Raw genomic sequence first — 26,361 nt, 5'->3', positions numbered from 1 at the left:
CAGCGGCCTTGAAAAAACTAAAAGTGGGTATTATTGGATCAGGGAATATCGGCACGGACTTAATGATGAAAATTCATCGGTCGGATGTTCTCGAAATGTCGGTAATGATTGGTATCGACAAGGAATCAGAGGGTTTGAAGAAGGCTAGGATGCACGGACATCATGTCATTGAAAATGGCATGGATGGATTTTTGGAAAAGTCTGAACTCGCAGACATTTTATTCGATGCCACATCTGCTAAGGCGCATGTTTTTCACTGCGAAGCCTTGAAAAAGATGAACAAGAAGCTGATAGACTTGACACCTGCCGCGATCGGACCGTTTATCGTTCCTTCCGTGAATTTAAAAGAAAATTTGAATGAAGCGGTTGTTAACATGATTACATGCGGCGGTCAAGCGACAATCCCCATCGTTCATGCAATCAGTCAAGTGGCCCAAGTCGAATATGCCGAAATAATTGCGACAATTTCCAGCAAGAGTGCCGGTCCCGGAACTCGGGCTAATATTGATGAGTTTACCCAAACGACGGCAAGGGCCCTGGAACAGGTGGGTGGAGCAAAAAAAGGAAAAGCTATCATTCTGCTAAATCCGGCCGAACCGCCGCTCATTATGAGGGATACCATTCATTGTCTGCTTCAATCAGATTCCTTTGATGTGGAAGAGATAACAACGTCTGTCAATAAGATGGCGGAAAAGGTTTCTGAATATGTTCCAGGTTACCGTCTTAAGACAGAGCCGATATTTGATGGGAAACAAATAACAGTCCTTCTGGAAGTGAAAGGATTAGGTGATTTTCTTCCCGTATATGCAGGTAATTTGGATATAATGACGGCCTCAGCTGTAAAAGTAGGGGAAGAGATCGCTAAAAGCCAATTCGAACATTATGTTTGAAAAAAGTAATCGGAACTGTAAAGGTGGGGTTCATTTGCGTAAAGATGTATTGGTGACTGAAGTTGCATTGCGGGATGGGAGCCATGTAGTGGCACATCAATATACAATCGATCAAGTAAAGAACATGACTGGGAAACTTAGTGCTGCAGGTGTCCCTTATATTGAAGTATCGCATGGGGATGGCCTAGGCGGATCATCCTTGCAATATGGATTTTCAAAAGTGAATGATATTGAATTGGTGGAAGCCGCTGTTGAAGCTGCCGGAAAATCGGTTATTTCAGTGCTTTTAATTCCTGGTATCGGGACAATTGATCAATTAAGGGAAGCTGCTCACGTTGGGGCGAAAATGGCGCGGATTGCAACCCACGTAACGGAAGCGGATGTCTCAAAGCAACATTTGGAAGCTGCGAAACATCTCGGTATGGAAGCAATCGGGTTTTTAATGATGTCTCACATGGCATCCCCGGAAAAACTTCTTGAGCAAGCCAGTTTAATGGAATCCTATGGAGCAGATGCTGTGTATGTTGTTGATTCCGCTGGATCTTTTTTGCCAAATGAAGTCAAGACGCGGATCAGGTTATTAAAATCAAAACTGAATATCGATATCGGTTTTCATGCTCACAATAATTTATCTCTTGCTGTGGCAAATTCCCTTGTGGCAATTGAAGAGGGGGCAAATAGGATCGATGGCAGCATTCGCTGTCTCGGTGCAGGTGCTGGTAATACCCAGACCGAAGTGCTTGTTGCCGTGCTGGATAGGCTGGGTATCCGTACTGATATTGACTTATATAAAATGCTTGATCTTTCGGAGGAAGTTGGAAATACGATCATGCCAAAGCCCCAGGAAATAACAGACTCGAGTTTAATCATGGGTTATAGTGGCGTTTACTCCAGTTTTTTATTGCATGCAAACAAAGCGGCGAAAAAGTATGGAGTGGACGCCCGGGATATTTTGATGGAGCTGGGGCGACAAAAAGTGGTTGGTGGTCAGGAAGATACGATAATTGAAGTAGCTGAGCAAATGGCGCTGCAGAAGGAGGGGACTTTAAGATGAAACTAGTTCAACTAGCAAAACGGGTAGCCGAATCTCAAAAAAATGGCCGTGAAATGGATAAGCTTACATTATCCAATCCTGAACTAACAGTAAATCAAGCATATGAAATTCAGAAGTTGAGCATAAATGAGACGATCACTGGAGATAACAGATTCATCGGGTGGAAGATGGGCTTGACCAGCAAAGCCAAACAACAGCAAGTAGGGGTAGAAGAAGCGATCTATGGCAGGTTGACATCTGCCATGGAACTAACCAAACCAGTATTAAAAGTAGGGGAATTCATTCATCCAAGAGTGGAACCCGAATTTGCTTTTTTATTCAAAGAAGAACTGAAAGGTGCAAATATAACGGCGAAAGATGTCTGGCCGGCTGTAGAATGCGTATTTCTAGCTTTAGAGGTTATTGACAGCCGTTATAAAAATTTTTCCTTTACACTTACAGATGTAGTAGCGGATAATGCATCCTCAGCTAAGATTTTGCTTAGTAATCAAGCTTTTTCACCGTATCACACGGACTGGGCTCAAGCAGAAGTTAGGCTTTATCAAAATGGTGAAATACAAAAGAAGGGTCTTGGAGAAGCTGTACTGGATCATCCGATTCATTCGATTGTGGAACTTGTAAAAATGATTAGCCGTGAAGGACTATCCATTCAGGCTGGAATGATTGTTTTAGTGGGCGGGATTACAGATGCCATTCCCATACAGGCAAACGATGAAGTTTTAGCTGATTATGGTGAATTAGGGAAACTGACTTTACATGTTATAACGTGAACTAAGAGGAGGGAATTAATTGCGTGAAGTAAATGCCTCAAAAGTGGTGGGTAATAGTAAGTTTGGCCGTTTTCATTTAATGGTCTTTATGTGGTGTTTGTTCGCAATTACCTTCGATGGATTTGATATAGCCATGTATGGAGTAGGTTTGCCTTTGATGATGGAGGAATGGAACTTGACGCCAGTGGAAGCTGGCGGAATAGCAAGTTATTCATTGTTCGGAATGATGGTAGGAGCCCTTATTTTTGCACCACTGGCGGATAAAATGGGGAGAAAAAGAGTGCTTGCCATTTGCATCTGTATATTCAGTGTTTTTACATTACTTTCAAGTTTTGCCCCAAATCCTGCCTTTTTCTCGATTATGCGATTTATAGCAGCCTTGGGAATGGGAGGATTAATGCCAAACGTTATCTCCTTAATGGCGGAATACTCACCCAAAAAGAACAAGGTGCTCATTGTAACCTCTATGTACTGTGGATATTCCATAGGAAGCATACTGGCCTCTTTAATTGGAATGTATGTGATGGAACAAATGGGCTGGAGGGTTTTGTATTGGATTGGGGCGCTTCCCTTATTGGCAATTCCTTTTTTCATGAAGCAATTTCCTGAATCCCTTTCCTATTATGCTATTCGAAAAGAAGGGGTAAAGCTTGCCGGAATTCTGAACCGCATTGATCCAGAGGGCGACTATAAAGATTTGGACGATTATGAGTTTGCCAAAGTCAAAGAAAGGGCAAAGGGCTTTCCAGTCAAGAAACTCTTTGAAGATAAGCGTACTCTTAGTACATTTGCGTTTTGGGTAGCTGCCTTTAATTGTTTACTTATGGTATACGGACTCAATACATGGTTACCAAAAATCATGCAGCAGTCCGGATACGGCCTTACATCCAGTTTATCTTTCAATCTTATATCGGGGATAGGGCAAATTGGCGGATCGATAATTGGAGGGTACTTAGTTGGGAAAATGGGCCATAGAAGAGTGCTTGTATCCCTCTGTGCCATTGGTACGGTCTGCTTTGTAATATTAGGATTAACCTCAAATGTAGTAGCATTATATATTTTAATCGCTTTTGGAGGTGCCTGTACAGTGGGTACAATGAATTTGGCCAATACGTATATTTCCGAGTATTATCCACGGGAGATAAGGACCACCGGGATAGGTTGGGCCTTGGCGTTTGGCAGAATTGGAGCGATTGTTGCCCCTACATTAATAGGTTTATTGCTGGCTGCAAACTATTCGTCACAAAATGCATTTATGGCCTTCACAGTTCCGAGCATAATGGCGGCCTTGGCGTTACTGGTTGTAAAAGAGAGGTATGGTAGCTATGATAAACCACAGATGGAGGAAAATGTAAAACTAAAAGCAACATCGAATGTATAAATAATATTATGCTCTCTTCGGGTAGTAGATTGCCTATATGTCAGGTGACAGTCATGCAGACTGTTCCCTGACATATAGGCCATTTTTTAGAAAATAAAAGAATTCACGAGTAAACCGACTGAATTCATGAGTAAACTTTCCGAAATGAAAACCCCTCTTGTTATAGTATTTGCTTGGCAATAAATGTGGTAATCTCCTTACAAATATGTGGAGGTTATTTTATGTGATAAAGGGAAGCAACAAAAAGTAGTCCCGAAAACACAGTTTTTATCTTGTATTTGGAGCTACTTGACGTTTAAATAATTACTTTGCTTATTTTCTGTATTGCTGCGACATATATTTTAAATTATATTTTTCGAACATCAGAAATTGACGTTTATGATTTTGGTACAACTTTAGGCTTAACCTTAGGATTATCTTTTCTAGACGTAAAGATCACTAAAGAGATAAGAATGTAAAGGGTTGGTGGGAGTCAGAAGTTCTCATTAAAGCACTCCAATTGGATTAACCTCTTATGTTCGTTCTGGCCGAGAACACCTTGATTCGGTACATAAAATCCCTTAAGGAATGACGGATTATCCAGATTATGAAAAAAGGTGAACGCGGCTCGCGAATTGATTTAAGCGTATAACAAAAAGTGCATTAAAGTATTATCATGTTCAATACTTGACATAAACGGTATTAATGATGTTAAATAATAAAAAAAGACCGATTGTTCTTTTTTTAGAAAAGGAGGTTAGAAAAGATGAATAAAGGGGAACGAACGAAAAAATTTATTATTGAGCAATCATCGTCTTTATTCAACACAAATGGCTATAATCCACTTCTATCCCTGAAATAATGAAGGCGACAGTAATAAAAAAAGAAGGTATATTAAAAGCGATTCTTTTCTAATTCAGTTATTGATTCTTTTTTTTGGATAAAAAAAGACCGTTTGGTTTTTTTAGTGAGTTTATATTCTATAAGAAAATGATGACGGGTGAAATACCTGAATATCCAGTTGCAAAAGTGCTTGGTTTTAAGGGTTGTAGATGTGTTAAGAAGGCAGAGTCGTTATTGGGATGGGACTTTATGGAATATATCGAAATCTGGGGGGGGGCATGCTACTTGTGGGTTACTGTGATAAAGCTGCTGCGATGGAATATGCTTTTGCAAACTTGCACCGAATGAAATGAGGGGTGCATCAGTAAGATTTCAGACATTGGTTCAGCTGACTGACAATGGTTTACAACTGTTATTACCACCATCCTGAAATAGCTATTCGTTGGTTGGCCGTATTGCTTAGCAACCAATTGTTCCAGATGGTTAAATTCTAATAGCGCCTGTACTTACTCTTTCATTAAGGTTTGACCACAGAAGGATCGACGGAGCTACAGCGCTGAATGCAATGAATCATATTAAGTGATTATTAATCGACCCAAAACTATTGTTAATGGAGGCGTAAGTAATGGTTGTCGGAAATTTCCCAATTGAAACAGATACTATAGTCATCGGTGCAGGTCCTGGGGGTTATGTAGCAGCAATTCGTGCTGCCCAGCTGGGACAAAAAGTAACAATTGTTGAAAAGGAATATTTGGGCGGTGTATGTTGTAATGTCGGCTGTATTCCTTCAAAGGCATTAATTGCCGCTGGTCACCGCTATGAAACAGCTAAGCATTCGGATGCATTTGGGATAACAGCAGAGAATGTAAAGGTTGATTTTTCAAAAGTACAAGAGTGGAAAGCTAGTGTAGTGAAAAAGTTAACTGGCGGTGTCGAAGGACTATTAAAAGGAAATAAAGTTGAGATTGTACGTGGTGAAGCATTCTTTGTAGGCAGTAATTCATTACGCGTAATGGGCGAAAAAAATGCTCAAACATACACCTTTAAAAATGCAATTATTGCAACAGGATCGCGTTCAATCGAGTTGCCTACATTTAAATATTCAAAACGCGTTCTAAATTCGACTGGTGCCCTCAGCTTAAATGAAGTTCCTGAAAAAATCGTTGTTATTGGCGGCGGTGTTATCGGAATTGAACTTGGCGGTGCCTATGCAAACTTTGGTACCCAAGTAACGATTTTAGAGGGTGCAGATGAAATTTTAGGCGTAGGTTTTGAAAAACAAATGTCAGCCGTTGTTACGAAGAGTATGAAGAAAAAAGGTGTAGAATTTTATACCAAAGCAATGGCAAAAGGTGTAGAAGAAACAGAAAATGGCGTCACTGTAACCTTTGAGGTAAAAGGCGAAGAACAGCAAATAGACGCTGATTATGTGTTTGTAATGGTTGGACGCCGCCCGAATACGGATGAAATAGGTCTTGAACAAACAGGCGTAAAAGTGATTGACCGTGGACTTATTGAAATCGATAAGCAATGCCGCACGAATGTTCCTAATATTTATGCAATCGGGGATGTTGTTCCAGGTCCGCAATTAGCACATAAGGCATTCTATGAAGCAAAAATTGCTGCTGAAGCGATTGCCGGACATCCATCTGAAATTGATTATATAGGCATTCCAGCAGTCGTATTTTCAGACCCTGAGCTTGCAACTGTAGGTTATACTGAACAACAAGCAACAGATGAAGGTATTGAAGTAGTAACTGCAAAATTCCCATATGCGGGAAATGGACGTGCGTTGTCACTTGACAGCACAGAAGGGTTCGTTAAGCTTGTAACTCGTAAAGAAGATGGACTTATTATCGGAGCGCAAGTTGCCGGAGCAAATGCATCAGATCTCATTTCGGAGTTAGCTTTGGCTGTTGAAACAGGATTGACAGCAGAAGACATCGCTTTGACAATCCATGCCCATCCCACACTTGGAGAAATGACAATGGAAGCTGCCGAAGTTGCACTTGGAACCCCAATTCATATCATTAAATAATTTATGGATTATGTGCCGAACTAATCAATATAAGCAAAAGTAAACTGCAATCTGTACTCCAGAAAAGCGCCATTTTCTTGAATAACTAAAATATGGTCTCAGTCGTAAAATCACTTTTGAATTGAAGGGGAGTTCAATAAAGAACTCCCAACCATTACTTTTAATGCGTTATACGTATTTTGAGGAATAAGATGCTTTTTGCTTTCATCGGCATGAATAAGTTCTAACAAGTTTGAAATTAATGTTTTTCACCATCATTAATAATTCTTTACTGGTCGTTCTTAAATTGATATGCTTAAAGCAAGCTACAGTTTTGTTTCCCTTTCCAAATGAGAATGATCATTCTTTTATTCTGAAGAATTGATTGAGGGAGGGGTGATATAAAATTGTTGCGATCTAAGTACGTCAAATGATTCTCAGACCTTTTCAGAAGTAAGAGATAATACGTTCTAAGGTGGGACTACATGGCTAGAAGTAAAGAATTTGATGAAAAAGAAGCATTAAGGAGAGCAATGGAGCTTTTCTGGCAGCAGGGTTATGAAAAAACATCCATGCAAGATTTGGTGAACCATATGGGCGTTCACCGTAGAAGTATCTATGATACATTTGGTGACAAGCATACGTTGTTCATGAAAGCATTGGAACGCTATGACGAGATAGTAGAAACCCAAATTGACACGCAAGTAAAGCAGCTCGGTTCGGTCAAGAAGGCTATCAGGCGTTTATTTGAGATGGTGATCGACACAAACGAAAAACAACAGATCGGATGCTTGACAGTGAATACAGCAGTTGAATTGTCTTTGCATGACGAAGAAGCAGCAGAAAAGGTTGTGGAGAGTTTTACCAAGGCAGAAAGTCTGCTGTATGAGCTATTGTTGCGTGGTCAAAAATCGGGGGAAGTATCCGAACATCATGCTGCGGAAAGGCTCTCCCAGTTTATCCATAATTCATTAGTGGGATTACGCGTCTTGGCGAAAACCACCGATGACAAACAAAAACTGGAAAACATTATCGATATAACACTGTCTGTCTTGGATTAAGTTTTCTTTTTTTGATAATTTAAGAACGACCATTCTCAAGTTATAAGTGTTTCAACGGCACCCACACTTGTCAAAAAGCCAACAAGCCAAGTGTGTGCGTTAACGCTTGCTTATCCAAAGTGCAACATTGTGATGAAATAATAACTAGAAGCAGATAATTTCGCCGTATTAGTAATGAACATAACTGGGAACTATTCGCGTAATCAACAAGTTAATCATTGCGTAAGGCGATGTCTCGCTTCAACAACTACCCGAACGATTAGTTCGAAAGGAGAAAAAATTATGTCAACATTTACTATTCCAAGTACAACAAGATATGTCGAAGCGGAGGGAATTCGGTTTGCCTATAGGAAGTTTGGCAAAGAAACTGGTATTCCACTGGTGTTCTTTATCCACTTCCGAGGAACAATGGAAAACTGGGATCCCGAGCTTATTGGGGCTCTAGCTGAAGATAGACCCATTATTCTTTTCGATAATAGCGGTGTCGGTGAAACCAGTGGCGAAACTCCTTCTACTATAGCTGAAATGGCCAAAGATGCAGCGTCCTTCATTAAAGCACTTGGTTTACAACAGGTCGATGTGCTTGGCTTCTCAATTGGTGGGTTCGTAGCTCAGGAGTTAGTATTGCAACATTCGAATTTAATTCGCCGCATAGTATTGGCGGGTACCGCTCCACAATCAGGCGTTAATAAATTTCGGCAGGATGTTAATGAGGCTATGGCTAGCGAAGATGCTAATGGCGTCTTCGAAAGATTCATGTTCCTTTTTTATAATCCTACCGAAACTAGTCGCGCGGCTGGAAGTGCTTCACTGAAGCGTATTATTGCCCAGAAAAAATTTGAAAGTTCGCTGCAGGTACGCGACGCACAATTGAAGGCGATAGAACAGTGGGCTGATCGGTTACCTAACCAATCGTATGAATGGTTGCATAAGATTAAGCAACCAGTGCTTGTAACTAACGGTGTTGAGGATATCATGGTTCCTACCGAAAACAGTTACATTCTTGCTCAGCAACTACCTAACGCACAGCTCATCATTTACCCGGACTCCGGGCATGGACACCTGTTCCAATACCCTGAACTGTTTGCCGCACATGTGAAGCTGTTTCTTGATGCATAGTCTCAGGTGAGATCGTCAGTTTTTCCTCTCCGTATAGCGAGGCACCAACTTATTATATCCTGATTCTTACAGTTGGTGATATTTACATTAAAGAATGTGATTTTAAAATGAAGGATTAGAATCGATTAAAATACATTTACCCTAAATTAAAAGATGGTCAAKTCGGTATAATATTTGTTAACAAAGGAAGAGTATAGGTGCTCTTTTATATAAAAGAAATTAATTGAGGTGAGAGAAAAAAATGAAAAATAACAATACTATCTTAGCAAATTCTCTACAACTCCCAAATGGAGTAAACATCAAAAATCGATTTTTTAAATCAGCCATGAGTGAAACACTAGCGACAGCTGATAATAATCCTACACAGCCCTTAATTACTTTATACGAAACATGGGCAAATGGCGGTGCGGGGCTTCTGGTGACAGGAAACGTTATGATTGATAGACAAGCCTTAGGGGAACCTGGAAACGTTGTTATTGAAGATGAGCGTGACTTAGACAAACTCAAGAAATGGGCAAAAGCTGGCACGCAAAATGGAACTCACCTTTGGACGCAATTAAATCATCCTGGAAAACAGTCACCTAAGACCATATCAAAGGAACCTGTCGCGCCAAGTGCTGTCCCACTTTCTGGGGATGTTAAGGACTTTTTTAATAAACCGCGCGCCCTTACTACACCGGAAATCAAAGACCTGATTATACGCTTCGGAAATGCAGCTAAAATTTCAAAAAATGCTGGATTTACAGGTGTTCAAATTCATGCAGCCCATGGATACCTAGTTAATCAATTTTTATCAGCATATCATAACCAACGTACAGATGAATGGGGTGGAAGTTTAACGAATCGAATGAGATTTTTAATGGAAATTTATCAGGAAATACGTAATCAAGTAGGCGAGAACTTCCCCATTGGTATCAAGTTAAATTCCACTGATTTTCAACGAGGTGGTTTCACGGAAGAGGAATCGATGGAGGTTCTTCAGAGAATATCTGAAGTGGGTATTGATTTAATTGAAATTTCCGGGGGGAATTACGAAAATCCCAAGATGATGGGGGGCGAAGTGAAAGAAAGTACAAAGAAACGGGAAGCTTATTTCTTGGAATATGCTAATAAGGCAAGAAAGTTAGTCTCTACACCATTAGTTGTTACAGGAGGGTTTCGTTCTCAAGAAGGTATGACTGAAGCTATAGCCAGTGGGACGATAGATATGGTTGGCTTAGCAAAACCATTTGCACTTGTACCCGATCTACCAAACCAAATCTTTGAGGGGAAATATGAAACGGTAAAGATTAAACCAATTAAGACAGGAATTACAAGTTTAGATAAAAAAGCGTCATCTATGTTAGAGCTAGGTTGGTATGAGCAGCAATTAGCACGAATAGGCAAATCAAAACTTCCTAAACCTAATTATAGTGTTTGGTTGTCCCTACTTCACAATATTTCTAAGAATGGACTTTCAGTGTTTAAAAAAAGAAGAGCATAAGAGTATCTACTTCATGTCAATGAAATCTTTTGAGAAAACTGTTTGCGTTATTATTTTTCACTTTACTAGAATGTTCGTTCTTTAATGTTGGGCGAGGCTGGCAACTTTTCTTGAGTACGGTCCGACCAGAGGATTCTGCTGTATGGCTAAACACCATCCATAGTCACAATCAGGGGTTAGAAAACGCTGCAAAACGGTTTAAAGTTTTACACTAAAAACAGAGGTGGATTGCAAAATGAGAAAAACTGTACTTATCACTGGAGTGTCGGGTGGGATTGGCCAAGAGCTGGCGGATCGTTTCGCCAAAGATGGACATGATATAGTGCTGGTGGCGCGGAGCGAGGGTAAACTTTTGGAACTAGCGAAGGAATATCGGAATAAATATGGCATCCAAACGACAGTCATCGCCAAGGATGTCGCATCACCCGGCGTACCGGAGGAGATTGTCGCGGAGCTTAAGGAGAAGGGGGTTGTCGTCGACTATCTTGTCAATAATGCCGGCTTCGGTTTGTACGGGACATTCTTGGAAACGAAGTTGGAGCAAGAGACGAATATGATTGATGTCAATATCAAGGCTCTGACTGTTATGACGAAGTTGTTCTTGCCAGATATGGTCAAACGGGGCCAAGGAGGCATTATGAATGTTGCTTCATTGGTGGGTTTTTTTCCGGGACCTATGATGTCGGTTTACTACGCGACGAAGGCGTACGTGCTGTCGTTCACCGAGGCTCTCGAGAACGAGGTGAGCGGCACGGGTGTTACTGTGACGGCACTATGTCCGGGGCTGACGTCAACCGGATTCGTCGATCGCTCGGGTATGGGCGCCTCGAAGCTGTTCCAGAGTGGGGCTATAATGGAGGCCGGGCAGGTGGCTGAGGAAGGGTACCGAGGCTTCTTGCGCGGGAAGACACTCATTATGCCAGGGGCTCGCAACCGGTTCGTGGCGTTCATTCCGCGATTAATGCCGCGCAAGATGATGACCCGTATGGTCAGATCCATGCAGGACAGAACGGGGGATTGACCTTATGGAGGGCGGCCAGGATTGGCTGTTGATTACGGCCTGACAACCCAGCCAAGGGCTCCTAACTTATCCGAACGATGCTCTCAGCAAAGAACGCAATTACTAATCTGTTGTGGATATATTCTACAACACTATTTCAATTATTTGGAGGTCAATTATGAATTATTCTCAATCAATTCAAAACTTGTTTAAACCATTCGCATTCGGAAATACGACGCTGGCAAATCGTATAGTGATGGCACCGATGACGAGACAATTTTCTCCTGAAGGAGTGCCTGGTCCGGATGTGGCCGCCTATTATCGCCGCAGGGCTGAAAATGGCGTTGGACTTATCGTGACAGAAGGTACGGTGATTAATCATTCGGATTCGTCCAATCAAGCCAATGTACCGCATTTCTATGGCGAAGCTGCATTAAACGGTTGGGCAAACGTCGTGGCTGCTGTACACGAAGTAGGCGGACGGATTATTCCGCAGATTTGGCATATGGGTGCGCGAGGCCATGTTGGCGATTATTCGGAATTGGATATCGCCGCAATCGTTCAAGCCTTTGCGCAGGCAGCATTCGAAGCCAAGCGGCTTGGCTTCGACGGCATTGAGCTTCACGGTGCGCATGGATATTTGATCGACCAATTCTTCTGGGAGAAAACGAACCCGCGTACCGACAGCTATGGCGGCGACATGGTTGCCCGCACCCGCTTCGCGGTCGAGGTCATCGAAGCTTGCCGCCGTGCCGTCGGACCGGAATTCCCGATTGTGCTGCGGTTCTCGCAATGGAAGCAGACGGATTTTACAGCGAAACTGGCAGCAACGCCGGCGCTGCTGGAACGGTTCCTGACGCCACTTTCCGATGCGGGCGTCGATATTTTCCACTGCTCGACCCGCCGTTTCTGGGAGCCTGAGTTCGAAGGCTCCAATCTGAATCTCGCCGGATGGACAAAAAAGCTGACGGGTAAACCGACGATTACGGTTGGATCGGTCGGTCTGGATAACGATTTTACGAGTCACTTTACGGAAGGAAAGAGTGCCAAAAATACCAAGATCGACGGGTTAATCGAAAGGCTTGAACGTGAAGAATTTGATCTGGTAGCCGTGGGTCGGGCATTAATGGTTGATCCTGCTTGGGTAAACAAGATTCGTGACGGCCGAACAGCTGAATTGGTTCCCTTTACATCTGAGTCAGTGAGAACACTTCATTAAGCCTCCGTTTGATTAGTTAACACAAGATACATTCTGGAGTTTATGGATAAAAGTGCTATACGATTGCCGCACAGCGAAGCATATGGAGATTTATGACAGCGATAAAGTTGTAGGGACTGTAGACGAAAACTATGAATTCAAATTAAGAGATCCAATCTATCCAATACTTTGATGCATAATATTTTGTTATGTCTGTCTTTAAAAAAGACTCTTTTCGTAAAGATTGTTGTTTTTAAAACGAAACTATTTAAGGTTGATTGGAGCGGAAGTGCGAGACTCCTGCGGGAGCACCGCCCGCCCCGCGGAAAGCGAGCATCTGGAGGGGAAATCAACCACAACTCACTACCTGGTAAATAGCAACAAAGTATGTGAAAACAGCCTTAAAAAAAGAGGATAAGAGTATCTTATTATTCCATAGAGAATGGGGGGCTGCGGCATCCTCTTTTCTTCATCCTTAGCGTATTAGAAGATTGAAAGACTAGTAATCCAAAAGATTAATAATGAACATCTTTGATTGAAAACTTTTCTAATACGTTTGACAATTGGATTTATCGTGTTAATATAAAGGCAAATGAAATATATATACAATTTGTACCACTAGGGGTGCTTTATAGGTAAAAACTGATTTTACCTGAGAAGCTGAGATTAAAGTATGACTTTAAGACCCTTAGAACCTGATCTGGTTTATACCAGCGTAGGGAAGTGGGGTCTGGGAAAATACGTTTCTGTATTATTTCAAGTACAACCACTTTCTTTACGTTAAAGAAAGTGGTTTTTTATTTGCAAAAAAAAGGGGTTATAAAAGGCTTTTATCCGTATCATTCATAAAAAAATAGAATTTGGAGGTAATGGACATGAAGTTTTCAGAGGAAATCCGCCAGGAAGTTGATCATATTTGGGAAGCTAGCTTTAATCACCCGTTTGTTGCAGGAATAGGAGATGGCACATTGCCAATAGAGTGTTTTCGTTTTTATGTCAAGCAGGATGCCTATTATTTATCTCATTTTGCTAGAGTTCAAGCTTTAGGAGCAGTCAAGGCTACAGATTTACATACAACAAGCAGGCTTGCCGGCCACGCACAGGGAACATATGAAGCGGAGTTGAAGCTTCATGAAAATTTTTCTGAGAGATTAGGCATCACCAAAGAAGAACGGGAAAGTTTCAAACCTGCCCCGACTGCCTATGCTTACACTTCCCATATGTATCGTGCGGCATATTCTGGACATTTAGGTGACGTTATTGCGGCTATCTTGCCATGTTATTGGCTGTATTATGAAATAGGTGAAAAGCTGCAAGAGTGTAAACCGGAAGAGCCGATTTATCAAGAATGGATAGCAGCTTACGGCGGAGAGTGGTTCCGCTCTTTGGTAGAAGAACAAATTGCCAGGCTTGATGAGATTGCTGAAAAGGTAACAGATGAAGATAAGGAAAGAATGAAGGAGCATTTTATCCTTAGCAGCCAATATGAGTACTCATTTTGGGAAATGGCTTATCGTTTAGAGACATGGCCTGTGCATAAGGAAATACTAGAAGTATAAAGGAGATTGAAACATGAAAAAAGGATTGAAATTAACGGATATATTAGTCACGATCGTGATTTCCGTAGCATTTGGAATCGTTTATATCCTTTGGGGTTCGATTTATTATTCCGTTAAACCATTAGGATTACATCTAGATCAACTTATTTATGGAATGTGGTTTATAGCTGGCCCCGTCGCCTTTTTGATTTTACGGAAACCGGGTGTGGCACTTCTGGCAGAGATAGCTGCAGCTTCAGGTGAATTCTTTCTAGGTTCACCATGGGGGCTGTCCGTACTCTTATATGGGGTGGTCCAAGGTTTGTTCGCTGAACTGGTATTCATGGCGTTCAAATATAAAAAATTCAATATGCCGGTGGCCGTTTTAGCTGCGATAGCTTCCTGCCTTGCATCAGTAATAATGGATTTTGCCTACGGGGAAATAGGTGCTCTCACTCTTTGGAATTTATCGTTATTCATGATAGCGAGGTTTGTGGGTTCCATATTCTTTGCAGGTGTAACTGCTTATTATCTAGTTAAAGTCCTGGAAGCAACAGGAGTAACTAATCTAGTTCGTCCAGTTTCAAGTAAAGATTATGCAGAACTGGACCAAAAGTAGAGGTTGATGGCCATGAAACCAATCGTTTCTGTTGAGAAGTTAAGAATGAAATTTCCAGGTGATGGGTCTTTGATTTTCAAGGACCTATCCGTCTCGATTGATAAAGGTGAAAAAGTTCTATTGTTGGGACCATCAGGATGTGGTAAGTCGACTCTTTTGCAAGTGTTAAGCGGATTGATTCCGAATTCCATCGAAGTCCCGATGAAAGCGGAGAAATTGAAATGCGCTTCTTCATGGGGATATGTTTTTCAAGACCCTGATAGTCAGTTTTGCATGCCATTTGCCGATGAGGAAATTGCCTTCGTCCTTGAGAACCTTTCCGTCCCTAAAGAAGAAATGAATGAGAAAATCCAAAATCATATTCGTAAAGTAGGATTGAACCTAGGCCATACAAGTATAGAAACATTATCAGGCGGGATGAAACAGCGTCTGGCAATCGCTTCAGTATTGGCCCTTGAACCGGAAGTGATATTTTTAGATGAACCAACCGCCATGCTTGATCCGGAAGGAACTAAAGAAATCTGGGATTTGTTGAAGGAAGTCGGTCGAGACAAAACGGTAATTATCGTCGAGCATAAAATCGACCATGTTTTAGAATTCATCGAACGAATCGTGCTTTTTAACGGTGAAGGTGAAATCATGGCTGATGGTCCAAGAGATACCATCCTTTCACTATATAAAAAGGAAATGAAAGAACATGGAATTTGGTTCCCTGGTGTTTGGGATGAATATATACAAGAGAATGCCCCCATTCGGGAACAACAATTTGCAGACGGTTCACCCTTAGTGCATGTGCAAGGCTTTAGCGGTTTTCGGAATAAAGAGGAAAAAATCAAGGTTGAAGAATTGATGGTCCATTCAGGGGAATGGATTGTAATCAGGGGAGAAAATGGCGCGGGAAAGAGTACTCTTTTGCATGCACTGATGCAGTTCATAAAAACGAATGGTACGTATGAATTAATGGGAGCCCCTATTAAAAGGATGAAAAATCTAACCGATCATATGACGTTTGTCTTTCAAAATCCTGAGTTTCAGTTCATTGCAAATTCTGTATATGAAGAGATTGCTTATTCATTGCGAATTGGAAAAAGGCCACAACAAGAAATAATGGAGAGAGTTCAATCATTGCTTGAAGTGTTCCGCCTAGAGGCCCATCGGGATAAACATCCATTTCAATTATCAATGGGTCAAAAGCGTCGCTTAAGCGTAGCTGCCTCTATCGTCATAGACAAAAAAATCATTCTCTTGGATGAGCCTACCTTTGGCCAAGATTCGAAAAATACCTTTGCATTACTGGAATGGTTTGAGGAATATCGAAGGCGCGGAACAACAGTGATCATGGTAACTCATGACGATCATATTTCGAGAAACTTTGCAACCAGGATCTGGACGGTTAAAGACGGAAATGTAATAAGTGATGAAAAGGTCAACACGCAATCCGGATTTATGGAGACCAAAGTTTTATCATTTTAAAAGGAGTGTCATGTAGATGAATGTTTCAAGTGCAGAAACATGGCTCCATAAGGTTAATCCAAGCCTTAAACTATGCGCATTGCTTGTTTTATGCATTGTGGCATTATTCATTCATGATCTGAATTATATGATGAATGTGACCATTGGTGTTTTATTCTTATTTTTGTGTTTTACGGGGCATTCGATGAAACGCATCTTACTTTTGTCAATCCCTTTTTGTTTCATTTTTATATCCACTTCTCTAGCAATGATTTTATTCGGTAAAGGTGAGACACTTTGGTTTAAGTGGGGTCTTATATCGATTACGGAAGAAAGTTTCATGAGGGGATTACTGGTAGGCTTTCGAGCTTTGCTTTTTGCGGCACTTGGTTTAACTTTTTCCTTGACGACGAGACCTGTGAACTTGTTTTATTCCTTAATGCAGCAAGTTAAGCTTAAACCGAAATATGCTTATAGTTTCATGGCAGCTTTAAGGCTCATCCCCATCATGATGGAAGAGTTACAAACGATACGAAACGCGATGAAGGTACGCGGTTTCGAAAGGGGAAAAGGGATCAGATCGGTATATTATAAAATGAAAGCCTATTCCATCCCATTGTTATCCGGAAGCATCAGACGTGCTCACAGAATCGCGGTTGCGATGGAGGCGAAGCGATTTACAGACACTCGGGATCGAACATACTATTATGAATTTGGGTTTTCAATAAAAGACCATGGATTCATTCTGTATTTTATCATCCTGCTGTTGGCAGCGTTTTATCTATCGGTTCATTTCCCGCTACTACCTATTTGATTTTATGAGATTGCAAGTTTACTAGTTAGGGGTTCTAAGTATGAATGCACAAGAATTGCATATTATTTCTACTGGAAAACAGCCAATTGAAAAGTTCGTAGAAATCGCTTCAAACATTCAGGAACATGTTGATTTCTTCTATCTAAGGGAAAAAAATATGAATGCATCAGAACTCTATCGAGCAGTGACCCTGTTACATAATAATAAGATTCCGCTTTCTAAGATCATCATTAATGACAGGGTGGATGTAGCCTGGGCGCACAAAGTATTTGGTGTGCAATTGGCTTTTCATAGTTTAGATGCAGGAGTCGTAAAAAGAGCATTTCCAGGGATGAGTGTTGGCTGTTCGATCCATTCCATGGATGAAGCAAAAGCCGCTTTTTGCTACGGTGCCAATTACGCGATATATGGTCATGTTTTTGAAACGGATTCAAAACGCGGTCTTCCTCCTAAGGGAGTTGAGGAGCTACATGCAATCACAAAAAATGTCAATCTTCCGATTATTGCAATAGGCGGAATAACACCCTCCAATTGTCAAATCGTGCGCGATGCTGGGGCACAAGGAATTGCAGTCATGTCAGGTGTGCTTGAAGCGGAAAATCCGGTTAGAGCCGTTAAAGAATATTCGAAGTCTTTAGGAAAGGAGACATAAGATGAATTCCATATATGATGCAATCATTGTTGGGGGAGGAGTAATTGGTGGATCCATTGCTTTTCAATTAGCCAAACGAGGTAAAAAGGTCCTTTTATTGGAAAAAGATAGACTTGCCAGTAAAGCTTCCGGTGCTGCAGCCGGGATGTTAGGAGCACAGGCTGAGCTGGATGCAGATAACCCGCTCTTTACATTGGCAAGCCGAAGCAGGGGGATGTTTCCTGCACTGTCGAAAGAATTGAAAGACATAAGTGGAATAGACATCGAATTAGTGAATAAGGGTATGTTTAAGGTGGCGCTTACGGATGACCAGGTTGCAGAGTTGAAGAAAATGATCAAAGTCCAGCAAGATGCGGGACTTGAGGCGGAATGGTTATCTACTGCCGAAATAAGGAAAACGGAACCGCTTCTTTCGGATGAGATTAAGGGAGGCATGTTCATTCCGGGGGATGGACAAGTTTCAGCAACAAGTCTGTCGCTCGCTTTTACTAAATCTGCAGCTGCCCTTGGTGTGGATATAAAGGAATTTGTCCATGTTTTTGATTTACGTACGGAAAATGGATATGTAAAAGGAGTGTCCACTAATATAGGCGAATTTTCAAGTGAAAATGTAATTGTGGCAAGTGGGGCTTGGAGTGCTTTCCTCCTTGAAAAGTCAGGAATAAACCTCGATACCTATCCGATAAAGGGGGAGTGCTTCTCCGTCCTGACTGATCGTCCATTGCTTGAAAAAACGATCTTTTCACATGGCTGCTATCTTGTACCCAAAGTTGGCGGGAGAATCATTGTCGGGGCAACGGTAAAAGCGAACACTTTCGATCAAAAGGTAAGTATGGAAGGGATCTCAACGTTAATAGAAAAGGCAACGCAATTGCTTCCGGCAATTAAAGAAACCGAGTGGGAAAAGACATGGGCAGGTATACGCCCCCAAACAGGGGACGGCCTTCCGTACTTTGGTGAACATCCAGCATACAAAGGACTTTTCATTGCAACGGGTCACTTCAGGAATGGTATCCTGCTTTCTCCAATTACAGGTGTACTTATTGCGGATATTGTGGAAGGGAAGACAAACCCTGAATGGTCCGCTTTTCGATTGGAGCGTTCGATACAGACCCAATTTTCATAATGGAGGTGAATGAATTGGAATTGATTATTAACGGGGAAAAAATACGGATTCCTGCTGATGAGTCAACAGTTACAGGACTTTTGCAACACTTTAATTTACATCAAAAAGTAGTGATAGTTGAATTGAATGATGAAATATTAGCAAAAGAAAATCAAAGTGAAACACTTTTGTCAAATGGGGACAAGGTCGAGATTGTACATTTTGTAGGAGGCGGATGATATGTTAAAGATTGGTTCTTATGAATTTTCTTCTAGGTTATTATTAGGTACTGGGAAATATCCAAACTTCGATGTTCAAAAGCAATCAGTGGAGGTTTCGGAGACGGAAATATTAACATTTGCAGTTCGGAGAATGAACATTTTCGAAGCCAGTCAACCAAATTTTTTAGAAAAGCTTGATTTGAAAAAATATACACTCCTTCCCAATACAGCAGGAGCCAAGACGGCAAAAGAAGCAGTGCGCATAGCCCAACTTGCTAAGGCTTCTGGTTTATGTGACATGATTAAGGTGGAAGTCATCGGCTGTCAAAAAACACTTCTGCCTGATCCGATTGAAACCTTAAAAGCTGCTGAAGAATTAGTGAAACTGGGATTCACTGTATTACCCTATACTTCGGATGATGTTTTGCTTGCAAAACGCTTGGAAGAAGTGGGCTGTCATGCAATAATGCCTGGTGCTTCACCGATTGGCTCAGGTCAAGGAATTATAAACCCACTGAACTTGCGATTCATCATGGAACAATCAGAGGTTCCTGTAATTGTTGATGCAGGGATTGGAACACCCTCCGATGCGGCAATTGCCATGGAATTAGGTGCGGATGGCGTGTTGCTTAACACTGCAGTTTCCGGAGCAAAAAACCCAATCAAAATGGCGAAAGCAATGAAACTTGCCATTGAGGCAGGTCGCATGGGTTATGAAGCGGGCAGAATAGAAAAAAATGAATACGCCATTGCAAGCAGTCCAGTTGAAGGAATGAGCATTGGATGACTGAACGTTATTCACGACAAGAAATTTTTGGCCCTATAGGGAATGAAGGACAATTGAAAATTCGCAATAAACACGTTTTGGTGATTGGAGCGGGTGCTCTCGGTACGGGAAGTGCAGAAGGCCTTGTACGAGCAGGAATTGGGAAACTGACCATTGTTGACAGAGATTATGTGGAGTGGAGTAACCTGCAAAGACAACAGCTTTATTGTGAAGAAGATGCTGAAAAAAGAATACCGAAAGCTGTGGCAGCGAAGAATCGTTTGAATGCGTTAAATTCAGATGTTATCGTAAAATCGCATGTTGCGGATGTTTCGGTGGATGAACTGGCAAAGCTCGTTGAAGGCGTGGATTTAATATTGGACGCCACGGATAATTTCGATACCAGGATGCTAATTAATGATAGCGCACAAAAATATAAAATACCCTGGATTTACGGGGCCTGTGTAGGGAGTTATGGGATAAGTTACACGGTGATCCCAGAGGTGACCCCATGCTTGAATTGTTTGCTGGAAACGGTTCCGATTGGAGGACTGACCTGTGATACGGCGGGAATCATTAGTCCTGCTGTTCAAACGGTCGTTGCCCATCAAATGACGGAAGCCTTAAAAATCCTTGTAGAAGATTATGCATCACTTAGAAACAAGATCGTTTCGTTCGATCTTTGGAAAAATGAGCATTCGTCCATAGATGTAGCGAAATTAAAAAAAGACAGTTGTTTGTCTTGTGGGACAAATCGTACTTATCCGCATCTATCCTATTCAAATCGTATAAAGACTGCCGTATTATGCGGGAGGGATTCTGTCCAGATTCGGCCGGCGATCAAACTTGAAAGAGACTTAGCGGAACTTGAAAAAAATCTGTTTGCACAAGGTGGCAAAATCGTTAGAAATCCCTATTTACTTTCATTTTCAATCGGAACCCATCGAATGGTTGTTTTTAAAGATGGACGTGCTTTGATCCATGGAACAAAAGAAATCTCAGAAGCCAAAACTTTATATCATCGTTATTTTGGCTGAATAACTGTAATGAACGGATCTGAAATCCAAGGTAAAGTGTTTTAAAGAGGTACCGATAATTTCTGCATTATAATAGGAAGTTATCGATCATTCTTCTTGCGACTTGATTGCTGAGTAAACATCAAACGAAAGCGGTGTCTGCCTTAAGGGCGGCACCGCTTCGTTATGGAACGTTTATAAAAGCTGCCTACATATCATGACTGCTATTATGCTTCTGACGGGAGTGCTGTCTATTTTTTACCTTATGAGAACCGCTTAACGGTGCAGGTTGACCTGTGTTATTCCCTTTAGGTGCGTTGTTTTTACCATCATTTTTGTTCATGTCCGATCCCTCCTACTTCTTAAGATAATCAGTCCGTGAAATTTTATTCACATACATATATTTGCAAACCTCGTACATGCTATGGATGGACACTAATTAAGGAGCTGAACCAAATGCAGGATAAACAAGATAAGCGAAGGACATTCCAGGAAGCCCAGCAAAGCTATCAACAAGTATTTGATGTATATTCATCCATCGAGAAGAACGCACCGAATTACGGAACGGAATTGAAACATGTGAAGCAGGAGGTGAACGAGGCCTATCAGCAAATTCAATCTGCTTTAGTCACCGCTTCCGAGCATCAGAGAGAACAATTGAAACAATTCGAGCAGGATATTCAGGCAATCGTCAATGAGGTCAATTCAGAGGACTATTGAGTGACTGGTTCTATCCGGCGTTTCCTGTTTTTAGAATGGAATAGGCTTCTTGAAAAATGCAGTAAATCTGCCATTTCAAAAAGCCTATCTTATTTAAAGCCTAGAAATGAGGGAAATCATTGGTTTTTCTTTCTTTTTTTATTATTTTGCCTTTGCATTTCCGATAATGGCGGTTCATTTCCCAGTTCATCATTATACCCAGCTCCATTACCTTGCGCTTTTGCAGCATTCATACCTGGTATAACATGATTTGCCTTTTGTTTTGTCATTTCGACACCTCCACCCATAGAATGCGATAATGTTGAATGATTATGTATGAATGACCAATATGTTTTACTGGAATAATTTATCAGGCCAAAAATAGGGTATTTTCGATAAATTGCATATCAGTAAGGCTTCCTAAATGCACTTTAATATGTGGGGAATTTTTTTCTATAAGAGAAACTTATCAAAAACAATAACTTTCTTGTTATTTACTTATACTCATTTCTATATTAGTATTAAGTTGAAGGAAGAGTTAGGGTGGGAGAAGAGAGAAGAAATTCGACAAACTAACTTTTTTTACTTATATTTATAGTAGACATGGTTTCAGAGAACCAGGTTTTACTTTTATGTGCAGAATAAGTTCTGACAGTTTAATTGGGGGTAATATTCATGACGAAAAATGACGTATACCAAGCGCGTAAATCCTTTGAAATTGAAGGGGAACGCTACAACTACTACAGCCTAGACGCTATTGAAAAAGCAGGGGACGGCCAAGTATCACGCCTTCCATATTCCATTAAAGTCCTACTTGAAGCAGTACTTCGCCAAGTAGACGGAAGAGTAATCACAAAAGAACACGTTGCGAACCTTGCTAAGTGGGGAACAAGTGAGCAGCAAGATATAGATGTTCCGTTCAAGCCTTCACGTGTTATCCTACAAGATTTCACTGGTGTTCCAGTTGTTGTAGATTTAGCTTCTCTACGTAATGCATTCGCTGCACTTGGTGGAGATCCTGATAAAATCAACCCGGAAATTCCAGTTGACCTTGTAATCGACCACTCTGTACAAGTTGATAAAGCAGGTACAATTGATTCTCTTGATGCCAATATGGATCTTGAATTCGAACGTAATGCAGAACGTTACCAGTTCCTAAGCTGGGCTCAAAAATCATTCAATAACTACCGTGCGGTTCCACCAGCAACTGGTATCGTTCACCAAGTTAACCTTGAGTACCTTGCGAACGTAGTACATGCGGTTGAATCTCCAAACGGCGACTTTGAAGTATTCCCTGACTCTGTATTCGGTACAGATTCACATACTACTATGATCAACGGTATTGGTGTTCTTGGTTGGGGTGTCGGCGGTATTGAAGCAGAAGCAGGTATGCTTGGACAGCCTTCATACTTCCCAGTACCAAAAGTGGTTGGTGTGAAACTAACTGGTCAACTTCCTAAAGGAACAACAGCTACTGACCTTGCATTGAAAGTAACCCAAGTTCTTCGTGCACACGGCGTAGTTGGTAAATTTGTTGAGTTCTACGGCCCTGGAGTAGGATATCTTCCACTTGCTGACCGTGCAACAATTGCTAACATGGCTCCTGAATACGGTGCTACAGTCGGTTTCTTCCCAGTTGATGCAGAAGCTATCGATTACATGCGCTTAACAGGCCGTGATGAAAAACAAATTAAAGTTGTTGAATCTTACTGCAAAGAAAATGGATTGTTCTACTCTCCTGAAAACGAAGATCCAGCTTACAATGATGTTGTGGAAATCGACCTTTCAGCAATTGAACCAAACCTTTCAGGCCCTAAACGCCCGCAAGATTTGATTCCACTTTCTCAAATGAAACAATCTTTCCATGATGCTATCAATGCACCTATGGGTAACCAAGGTTTCGGCATGGACAATTCTGAATTGGATAAAGAAGTAACTGTTAAATTTGCCGATGGTAAAGAAACGGTAATGAAAACAGGTGCGATTGCAATTGCTGCAATCACAAGCTGTACGAACACTTCTAACCCATACGTAATGCTTGGAGCAGGTCTTATTGCTAAAAAAGCAGTTGAAAAAGGATTGACTGTTCCGGATTATGTAAAAACATCATTGGCACCAGGTTCTAAAGTTGTTACTGGTTACCTTCGTGATGCAGGTCTTCAACCATACCTTGATCAATTAGGGTTCAACGTAGTTGGTTATGGCTGTACAACATGTATCGGTAACTCAGGTCCATTAGCGGACGAAATCGAAGCAGCGGTTTCTGAAGCAGATCTTCTAGTAACTTCAGTACTTTCTGGTAACCGTAACTTTGAAGGTCGTATTCATCCACTAGTGAAAGCAAACTACCTTGCTTCACCTACTTTGGTTGTGGCATATGCTCTTGCTGGAACTGTGGACTTTGATCTAAACAATGATTCACTTGGTAAAGATAAAGATGGCAACGATGTATATCTTGCTGATATCTGGCCATCACAAGAAGAAGTTAACGCTGCTGTTAAAGCAACAGTTACACCGGAATTATTCCGTAAAGAATACGAAACAGTATTCAACGATAACAAACGTTGGAATGAAATCCAAACAAGCAACGAAGCAATTTACGCTTTCGATTCTAAATCAACATACATTCAAAATCCTCCATTCTTTGAAGGATTATCACCAGAACCAGGTTCAGTTAACCCACTTTCTGGCTTGCGCGTAGTTGGTAAATTCGGTGACTCAGTAACAACTGACCACATTTCTCCTGCAGGTGCAATCGGTAAAGATACACCAGCTGGTATCTACCTTCGTGAAAATGGTGTGAAACCACGTGACTTTAACTCTTACGGTTCTCGTCGTGGTAACCATGAAGCAATGATGCGTGGAACATTCGCAAACATTCGTATCCGTAACCAAGTTGCTCCAGGTACAGAAGGTGGTTACACTACTTACTGGCCAACAGGCGATGTAATGGCTATCTATGATGCTTGTATGAAATACAAAGCTGATGGAACAGGTCTTGCTGTCATTGCTGGTAAAGACTACGGTATGGGAAGCTCTCGTGACTGGGCTGCAAAAGGTACTAACCTTCTTGGCATTAAAACAGTTATCGCTGAAAGCTTCGAGCGTATTCACCGTTCTAACCTTGCGTTAATGGGTGTTCTTCCTCTTCAATTCAAAGAAGGCGAAAACGCTGAAACACTAGGATTAACTGGTAAAGAAGCGATTGCTGTTAAAATCGACGAAACAGTTAAACCACGTGATATCGTAACAGTTACAGCTACTGATGAAGCTGGAAACGTAAAAGAATTTGATGTACTTGTTCGTTTCGACTCTGAAATCGAAATCGACTACTACCGTCACGGTGGTATCCTTCAAATGGTATTACGTAATAAATTAAAAGGCTAATTTAAGCTTTTGAGAGCGGCAAACCTACATGTGTAGGTTTGCCGCTTTTTTTTGTGTCAAGTTTATGAAACATTGAGAGATCATGATATGATTTAATGGAATTGCACTTTTCCGCATACCCTTTTATTGTTAAGATGGAATAGGGAAGTTGTTCTATTTCTGGAAATGGACTAATATTTTTATTGTAATGGGACTAGGGGGACGAGTATGATTAAAAAGATTATTGCTTCGGTGGTCTTACTGTCACTTATTACGATAGCGATCGTACAGGCGATGGATAATGAACCGAGAGGAGTGAAAATTGGAGCTAAAGCACCGGATTTCACCCTGAAAACTTTGGATGGGAAACAGGTTGAATTATCGGATTATAAGGGGAAAAAGGTAATGCTGAATTTTTGGGCAACGTGGTGTCCGCCTTGTAAAAAGGAAATGCCGGATATGGAGAAATACACACAACAAGCGGGTGATGATGTTGTCATACTAGCAGTCAATATTGACCCTGAAAATGATGTACAAGGATTTGTGGAGGATAATGGAATTTCTTTTACCATACCGCTTGACAGTCAAAGTGCAAAAGAGGCAGTGAATGATCGCTATAAGATTTCGAGCATTCCGACGACTTACTTCATCGACAAAGAAGGCATTATCAGGAATAAGGTAATTTCAGCCATGACATTAAAAGATATGGAACGAAATATAAATAGTATGCAGTAGGGCAATCTTATAAAGTTTAAAGTGATTTACGACACATTACAAAATCTGACGGAACCTTATGAGGCTCCGTTTTTATTGTTTGTTAACAAAGTTGTCAAAAATTAATGGAAAAATCAAAAAAATTAAAAAAATATAGTTAATGTTTATGAAAAAAGGGTTAAAGTATAGAGAGTGGAGAAATTGGATTTTTATCAGATTAAAAATCTGATAATTATGACAATTAATGGAGTGAAGGCCATATAGTCATAATTTTACGTTAATTAGGCAATGCTGAATAGTATATTAAAAATAAGTAGGTGAAAGCATGAAAAAAAGAAAAAGGACATTTGAAGAATTAATTAAAGAAAACAAAAAGGAATTATTGATGGACGTTAAACAAATGGAAAGACTTGAGGAACGTCTGGAAAAAAAACATATGCAAAAGGCTGAATAAATTTTGCAAAAGATTCCTTAAAAAGAGCCAATGCCATGAAGGTCCCTGCACATAACCCTGTCAAGTAGACAATAAAAAAAGAGTATTTCAAGCTGCGGCCTTTTCTCGATATTCAATCGGGGAAAGGCCGTTAAATTTTTCCTGGAAGCG

Annotated in this window: 26 protein-coding genes, 1 pseudogene and 1 riboswitch; of the genes and pseudogenes, 25 read left to right on the top strand and 2 right to left on the bottom strand. The window is 41.0% G+C overall.

Going from position 1 to position 26,361, the window contains the following annotated elements; all coding sequences use genetic code 11:
* Positions 1 to 8: 8 nt before the first annotated feature.
* From AC1DVK_RS09745 to AC1DVK_RS09645, 21 genes and pseudogenes are all read left to right on the top strand, one after another.
* Entirely contained in the window at positions 9 to 890 is an 882-nt protein-coding gene (locus AC1DVK_RS09745) for an acetaldehyde dehydrogenase (acetylating) (RefSeq protein WP_081108992.1), read from the top strand.
* Positions 891 to 924: 34 nt separating this feature from the next.
* On the top strand, positions 925 to 1,944 hold the full coding sequence (gene dmpG, locus AC1DVK_RS09740) for a 4-hydroxy-2-oxovalerate aldolase (protein WP_410861639.1): 1,020 nt from the start codon (positions 925 to 927) through the stop codon (positions 1,942 to 1,944).
* Positions 1,941 to 2,714 (top strand): 2-keto-4-pentenoate hydratase, encoded by a 774-nt coding sequence (locus tag AC1DVK_RS09735; RefSeq protein ID WP_061462962.1) that lies wholly within the window; start codon positions 1,941 to 1,943, stop codon positions 2,712 to 2,714. Before dmpG ends, AC1DVK_RS09735 begins: the two co-directional genes overlap by 4 nt.
* A 19-nt stretch (positions 2,715 to 2,733) precedes the next feature.
* Positions 2,734 to 4,095 (top strand): MFS transporter, encoded by a 1,362-nt coding sequence (locus AC1DVK_RS09730; protein ID WP_477626371.1) that lies wholly within the window; start codon positions 2,734 to 2,736, stop codon positions 4,093 to 4,095.
* Positions 4,096 to 5,248: 1,153 nt separating this feature from the next.
* Positions 5,249 to 5,500 (top strand): annotated as a pseudogene (locus AC1DVK_RS09725) (2-oxo acid dehydrogenase subunit E2); the annotation flags it as partial.
* A gap of 42 nt (positions 5,501 to 5,542) precedes the next feature.
* Positions 5,543 to 6,955: a dihydrolipoyl dehydrogenase gene (lpdA, locus tag AC1DVK_RS09720; protein ID WP_477626370.1), complete on the top strand. Its 1,413-nt coding sequence runs from the start codon at positions 5,543 to 5,545 to the stop codon at positions 6,953 to 6,955.
* Between the two features lie 464 nt (positions 6,956 to 7,419).
* Positions 7,420 to 7,995, top strand: a complete 576-nt coding sequence (locus tag AC1DVK_RS09715) for a TetR/AcrR family transcriptional regulator (protein ID WP_410861636.1) — start codon at positions 7,420 to 7,422, stop codon at positions 7,993 to 7,995.
* A gap of 282 nt (positions 7,996 to 8,277) precedes the next feature.
* Positions 8,278 to 9,114, top strand: a complete 837-nt coding sequence (locus AC1DVK_RS09710; protein ID WP_477626369.1) for an alpha/beta fold hydrolase — start codon at positions 8,278 to 8,280, stop codon at positions 9,112 to 9,114.
* A gap of 241 nt (positions 9,115 to 9,355) precedes the next feature.
* The gene (locus tag AC1DVK_RS09705; protein ID WP_477626368.1) at positions 9,356 to 10,597 is read left to right on the top strand and encodes an NADH:flavin oxidoreductase/NADH oxidase family protein; all 1,242 of its coding nucleotides are present in this window, start codon (positions 9,356 to 9,358) and stop codon (positions 10,595 to 10,597) included.
* 235 nt (positions 10,598 to 10,832) lie between these two features.
* Positions 10,833 to 11,618 (top strand): SDR family NAD(P)-dependent oxidoreductase, encoded by a 786-nt coding sequence (locus AC1DVK_RS09700; protein WP_089363065.1) that lies wholly within the window; start codon positions 10,833 to 10,835, stop codon positions 11,616 to 11,618.
* 157 nt (positions 11,619 to 11,775) lie between these two features.
* The gene (locus AC1DVK_RS09695; protein WP_410861633.1) at positions 11,776 to 12,816 is read left to right on the top strand and encodes an NADH:flavin oxidoreductase; all 1,041 of its coding nucleotides are present in this window, start codon (positions 11,776 to 11,778) and stop codon (positions 12,814 to 12,816) included.
* A gap of 226 nt (positions 12,817 to 13,042) precedes the next feature.
* On the top strand, positions 13,043 to 13,213 hold the full coding sequence (locus AC1DVK_RS09690; protein ID WP_477626367.1) for a hypothetical protein: 171 nt from the start codon (positions 13,043 to 13,045) through the stop codon (positions 13,211 to 13,213).
* Between the two features lie 192 nt (positions 13,214 to 13,405).
* A riboswitch (TPP riboswitch) is annotated at positions 13,406 to 13,534 on the top strand.
* A gap of 136 nt (positions 13,535 to 13,670) precedes the next feature.
* Positions 13,671 to 14,354, top strand: coding sequence for a thiaminase II (gene tenA, locus AC1DVK_RS09685; RefSeq protein WP_477626366.1), 684 nt, complete (start codon positions 13,671 to 13,673; stop codon positions 14,352 to 14,354).
* Positions 14,355 to 14,367: 13 nt separating this feature from the next.
* The gene (locus AC1DVK_RS09680) at positions 14,368 to 14,952 is read left to right on the top strand and encodes an ECF transporter S component (protein WP_477626365.1); all 585 of its coding nucleotides are present in this window, start codon (positions 14,368 to 14,370) and stop codon (positions 14,950 to 14,952) included.
* Positions 14,953 to 14,964: 12 nt separating this feature from the next.
* Entirely contained in the window at positions 14,965 to 16,425 is a 1,461-nt protein-coding gene (locus AC1DVK_RS09675) for an ABC transporter ATP-binding protein (RefSeq protein WP_427088470.1), read from the top strand.
* Between the two features lie 16 nt (positions 16,426 to 16,441).
* Complete coding sequence (locus AC1DVK_RS09670; RefSeq protein ID WP_477626364.1) at positions 16,442 to 17,218, top strand: energy-coupling factor transporter transmembrane component T family protein; 777 nt, start codon at positions 16,442 to 16,444, stop codon at positions 17,216 to 17,218.
* A gap of 40 nt (positions 17,219 to 17,258) precedes the next feature.
* Complete coding sequence (locus AC1DVK_RS09665) at positions 17,259 to 17,870, top strand: thiamine phosphate synthase (protein ID WP_410861629.1); 612 nt, start codon at positions 17,259 to 17,261, stop codon at positions 17,868 to 17,870.
* A 1-nt stretch (position 17,871) separates the two neighbouring features.
* Positions 17,872 to 18,996 (top strand): glycine oxidase ThiO, encoded by a 1,125-nt coding sequence (thiO, locus tag AC1DVK_RS09660; protein WP_477626363.1) that lies wholly within the window; start codon positions 17,872 to 17,874, stop codon positions 18,994 to 18,996.
* Between the two features lie 14 nt (positions 18,997 to 19,010).
* Positions 19,011 to 19,214: a sulfur carrier protein ThiS gene (gene thiS / locus AC1DVK_RS09655; RefSeq protein WP_061462977.1), complete on the top strand. Its 204-nt coding sequence runs from the start codon at positions 19,011 to 19,013 to the stop codon at positions 19,212 to 19,214.
* A gap of 1 nt (position 19,215) precedes the next feature.
* The gene (locus AC1DVK_RS09650) at positions 19,216 to 19,983 is read left to right on the top strand and encodes a thiazole synthase (RefSeq protein ID WP_061462978.1); all 768 of its coding nucleotides are present in this window, start codon (positions 19,216 to 19,218) and stop codon (positions 19,981 to 19,983) included.
* Positions 19,980 to 20,999: a thiazole biosynthesis adenylyltransferase ThiF gene (locus tag AC1DVK_RS09645; RefSeq protein ID WP_410861627.1), complete on the top strand. Its 1,020-nt coding sequence runs from the start codon at positions 19,980 to 19,982 to the stop codon at positions 20,997 to 20,999. Before AC1DVK_RS09650 ends, AC1DVK_RS09645 begins: the two co-directional genes overlap by 4 nt.
* A 187-nt stretch (positions 21,000 to 21,186) precedes the next feature.
* Here the strand turns inward: AC1DVK_RS09645 and AC1DVK_RS09640 are convergent, their stop codons facing one another.
* Positions 21,187 to 21,321 (bottom strand): small acid-soluble spore protein P, encoded by a 135-nt coding sequence (locus AC1DVK_RS09640; RefSeq protein WP_061462980.1) that lies wholly within the window; start codon positions 21,319 to 21,321, stop codon positions 21,187 to 21,189.
* A 113-nt stretch (positions 21,322 to 21,434) separates the two neighbouring features.
* Between AC1DVK_RS09640 and AC1DVK_RS09635 the strand changes: the two genes are divergently transcribed.
* The gene (locus AC1DVK_RS09635) at positions 21,435 to 21,698 is read left to right on the top strand and encodes a hypothetical protein (RefSeq protein WP_061462981.1); all 264 of its coding nucleotides are present in this window, start codon (positions 21,435 to 21,437) and stop codon (positions 21,696 to 21,698) included.
* Positions 21,699 to 21,814: 116 nt separating this feature from the next.
* Here AC1DVK_RS09635 and sspO read toward each other — a convergent pair whose 3' ends face one another.
* Complete coding sequence (gene sspO / locus AC1DVK_RS09630) at positions 21,815 to 21,967, bottom strand: small acid-soluble spore protein O (RefSeq protein WP_034312428.1); 153 nt, start codon at positions 21,965 to 21,967, stop codon at positions 21,815 to 21,817.
* A 385-nt stretch (positions 21,968 to 22,352) separates the two neighbouring features.
* Between sspO and acnA the strand changes: the two genes are divergently transcribed.
* The 3 genes from acnA (at position 22,353) to AC1DVK_RS09615 (ending at position 26,211) form a co-directional block, all read left to right on the top strand.
* Positions 22,353 to 25,064 (top strand): aconitate hydratase AcnA, encoded by a 2,712-nt coding sequence (gene acnA, locus AC1DVK_RS09625; protein ID WP_089363055.1) that lies wholly within the window; start codon positions 22,353 to 22,355, stop codon positions 25,062 to 25,064.
* A 207-nt stretch (positions 25,065 to 25,271) separates the two neighbouring features.
* Positions 25,272 to 25,778: a redoxin domain-containing protein gene (locus AC1DVK_RS09620; protein ID WP_410861626.1), complete on the top strand. Its 507-nt coding sequence runs from the start codon at positions 25,272 to 25,274 to the stop codon at positions 25,776 to 25,778.
* Positions 25,779 to 26,082: 304 nt separating this feature from the next.
* Positions 26,083 to 26,211, top strand: coding sequence for an FbpB family small basic protein (locus AC1DVK_RS09615; RefSeq protein ID WP_081108788.1), 129 nt, complete (start codon positions 26,083 to 26,085; stop codon positions 26,209 to 26,211).
* Positions 26,212 to 26,361: the final 150 nt, after the last annotated feature.

Source organism: Peribacillus sp. P4_B1, from assembly GCF_056402395.1.
The sequence above is the reverse complement of the archived record's forward strand: the minus strand, read 5'-3'. Positions and strand labels throughout refer to the sequence as shown.

Excerpts from the sequence above, each read along its gene's own strand:
- AC1DVK_RS09735 (WP_061462962.1), top strand. The coding sequence starts at position 1,941 with ATGAAACTAGTTCAACTAGCAAAACGGGTAGCCGAATCTCAAAAAAAT.
- lpdA (WP_477626370.1), top strand. The coding sequence starts at position 5,543 with ATGGTTGTCGGAAATTTCCCAATTGAAACAGATACTATAGTCATCGGT.
- AC1DVK_RS09715 (WP_410861636.1), top strand. The coding sequence starts at position 7,420 with ATGGCTAGAAGTAAAGAATTTGATGAAAAAGAAGCATTAAGGAGAGCA.
- AC1DVK_RS09710 (WP_477626369.1), top strand. The coding sequence starts at position 8,278 with ATGTCAACATTTACTATTCCAAGTACAACAAGATATGTCGAAGCGGAG.
- AC1DVK_RS09705 (WP_477626368.1), top strand. The coding sequence starts at position 9,356 with ATGAAAAATAACAATACTATCTTAGCAAATTCTCTACAACTCCCAAAT.
- AC1DVK_RS09700 (WP_089363065.1), top strand. The coding sequence starts at position 10,833 with ATGAGAAAAACTGTACTTATCACTGGAGTGTCGGGTGGGATTGGCCAA.
- AC1DVK_RS09695 (WP_410861633.1), top strand. The coding sequence starts at position 11,776 with ATGAATTATTCTCAATCAATTCAAAACTTGTTTAAACCATTCGCATTC.
- tenA (WP_477626366.1), top strand. The coding sequence starts at position 13,671 with ATGAAGTTTTCAGAGGAAATCCGCCAGGAAGTTGATCATATTTGGGAA.
- AC1DVK_RS09680 (WP_477626365.1), top strand. The coding sequence starts at position 14,368 with ATGAAAAAAGGATTGAAATTAACGGATATATTAGTCACGATCGTGATT.
- AC1DVK_RS09675 (WP_427088470.1), top strand. The coding sequence starts at position 14,965 with ATGAAACCAATCGTTTCTGTTGAGAAGTTAAGAATGAAATTTCCAGGT.
- AC1DVK_RS09670 (WP_477626364.1), top strand. The coding sequence starts at position 16,442 with ATGAATGTTTCAAGTGCAGAAACATGGCTCCATAAGGTTAATCCAAGC.
- AC1DVK_RS09665 (WP_410861629.1), top strand. The coding sequence starts at position 17,259 with ATGAATGCACAAGAATTGCATATTATTTCTACTGGAAAACAGCCAATT.
- thiO (WP_477626363.1), top strand. The coding sequence starts at position 17,872 with ATGAATTCCATATATGATGCAATCATTGTTGGGGGAGGAGTAATTGGT.
- AC1DVK_RS09650 (WP_061462978.1), top strand. The coding sequence starts at position 19,216 with ATGTTAAAGATTGGTTCTTATGAATTTTCTTCTAGGTTATTATTAGGT.
- AC1DVK_RS09645 (WP_410861627.1), top strand. The coding sequence starts at position 19,980 with ATGACTGAACGTTATTCACGACAAGAAATTTTTGGCCCTATAGGGAAT.
- AC1DVK_RS09640 (WP_061462980.1), bottom strand. The coding sequence starts at position 21,321 with ATGAACAAAAATGATGGTAAAAACAACGCACCTAAAGGGAATAACACA.
- AC1DVK_RS09635 (WP_061462981.1), top strand. The coding sequence starts at position 21,435 with ATGCAGGATAAACAAGATAAGCGAAGGACATTCCAGGAAGCCCAGCAA.
- sspO (WP_034312428.1), bottom strand. The coding sequence starts at position 21,967 with ATGACAAAACAAAAGGCAAATCATGTTATACCAGGTATGAATGCTGCA.
- acnA (WP_089363055.1), top strand. The coding sequence starts at position 22,353 with ATGACGAAAAATGACGTATACCAAGCGCGTAAATCCTTTGAAATTGAA.
- AC1DVK_RS09620 (WP_410861626.1), top strand. The coding sequence starts at position 25,272 with ATGATTAAAAAGATTATTGCTTCGGTGGTCTTACTGTCACTTATTACG.
- AC1DVK_RS09615 (WP_081108788.1), top strand. The coding sequence starts at position 26,083 with ATGAAAAAAAGAAAAAGGACATTTGAAGAATTAATTAAAGAAAACAAA.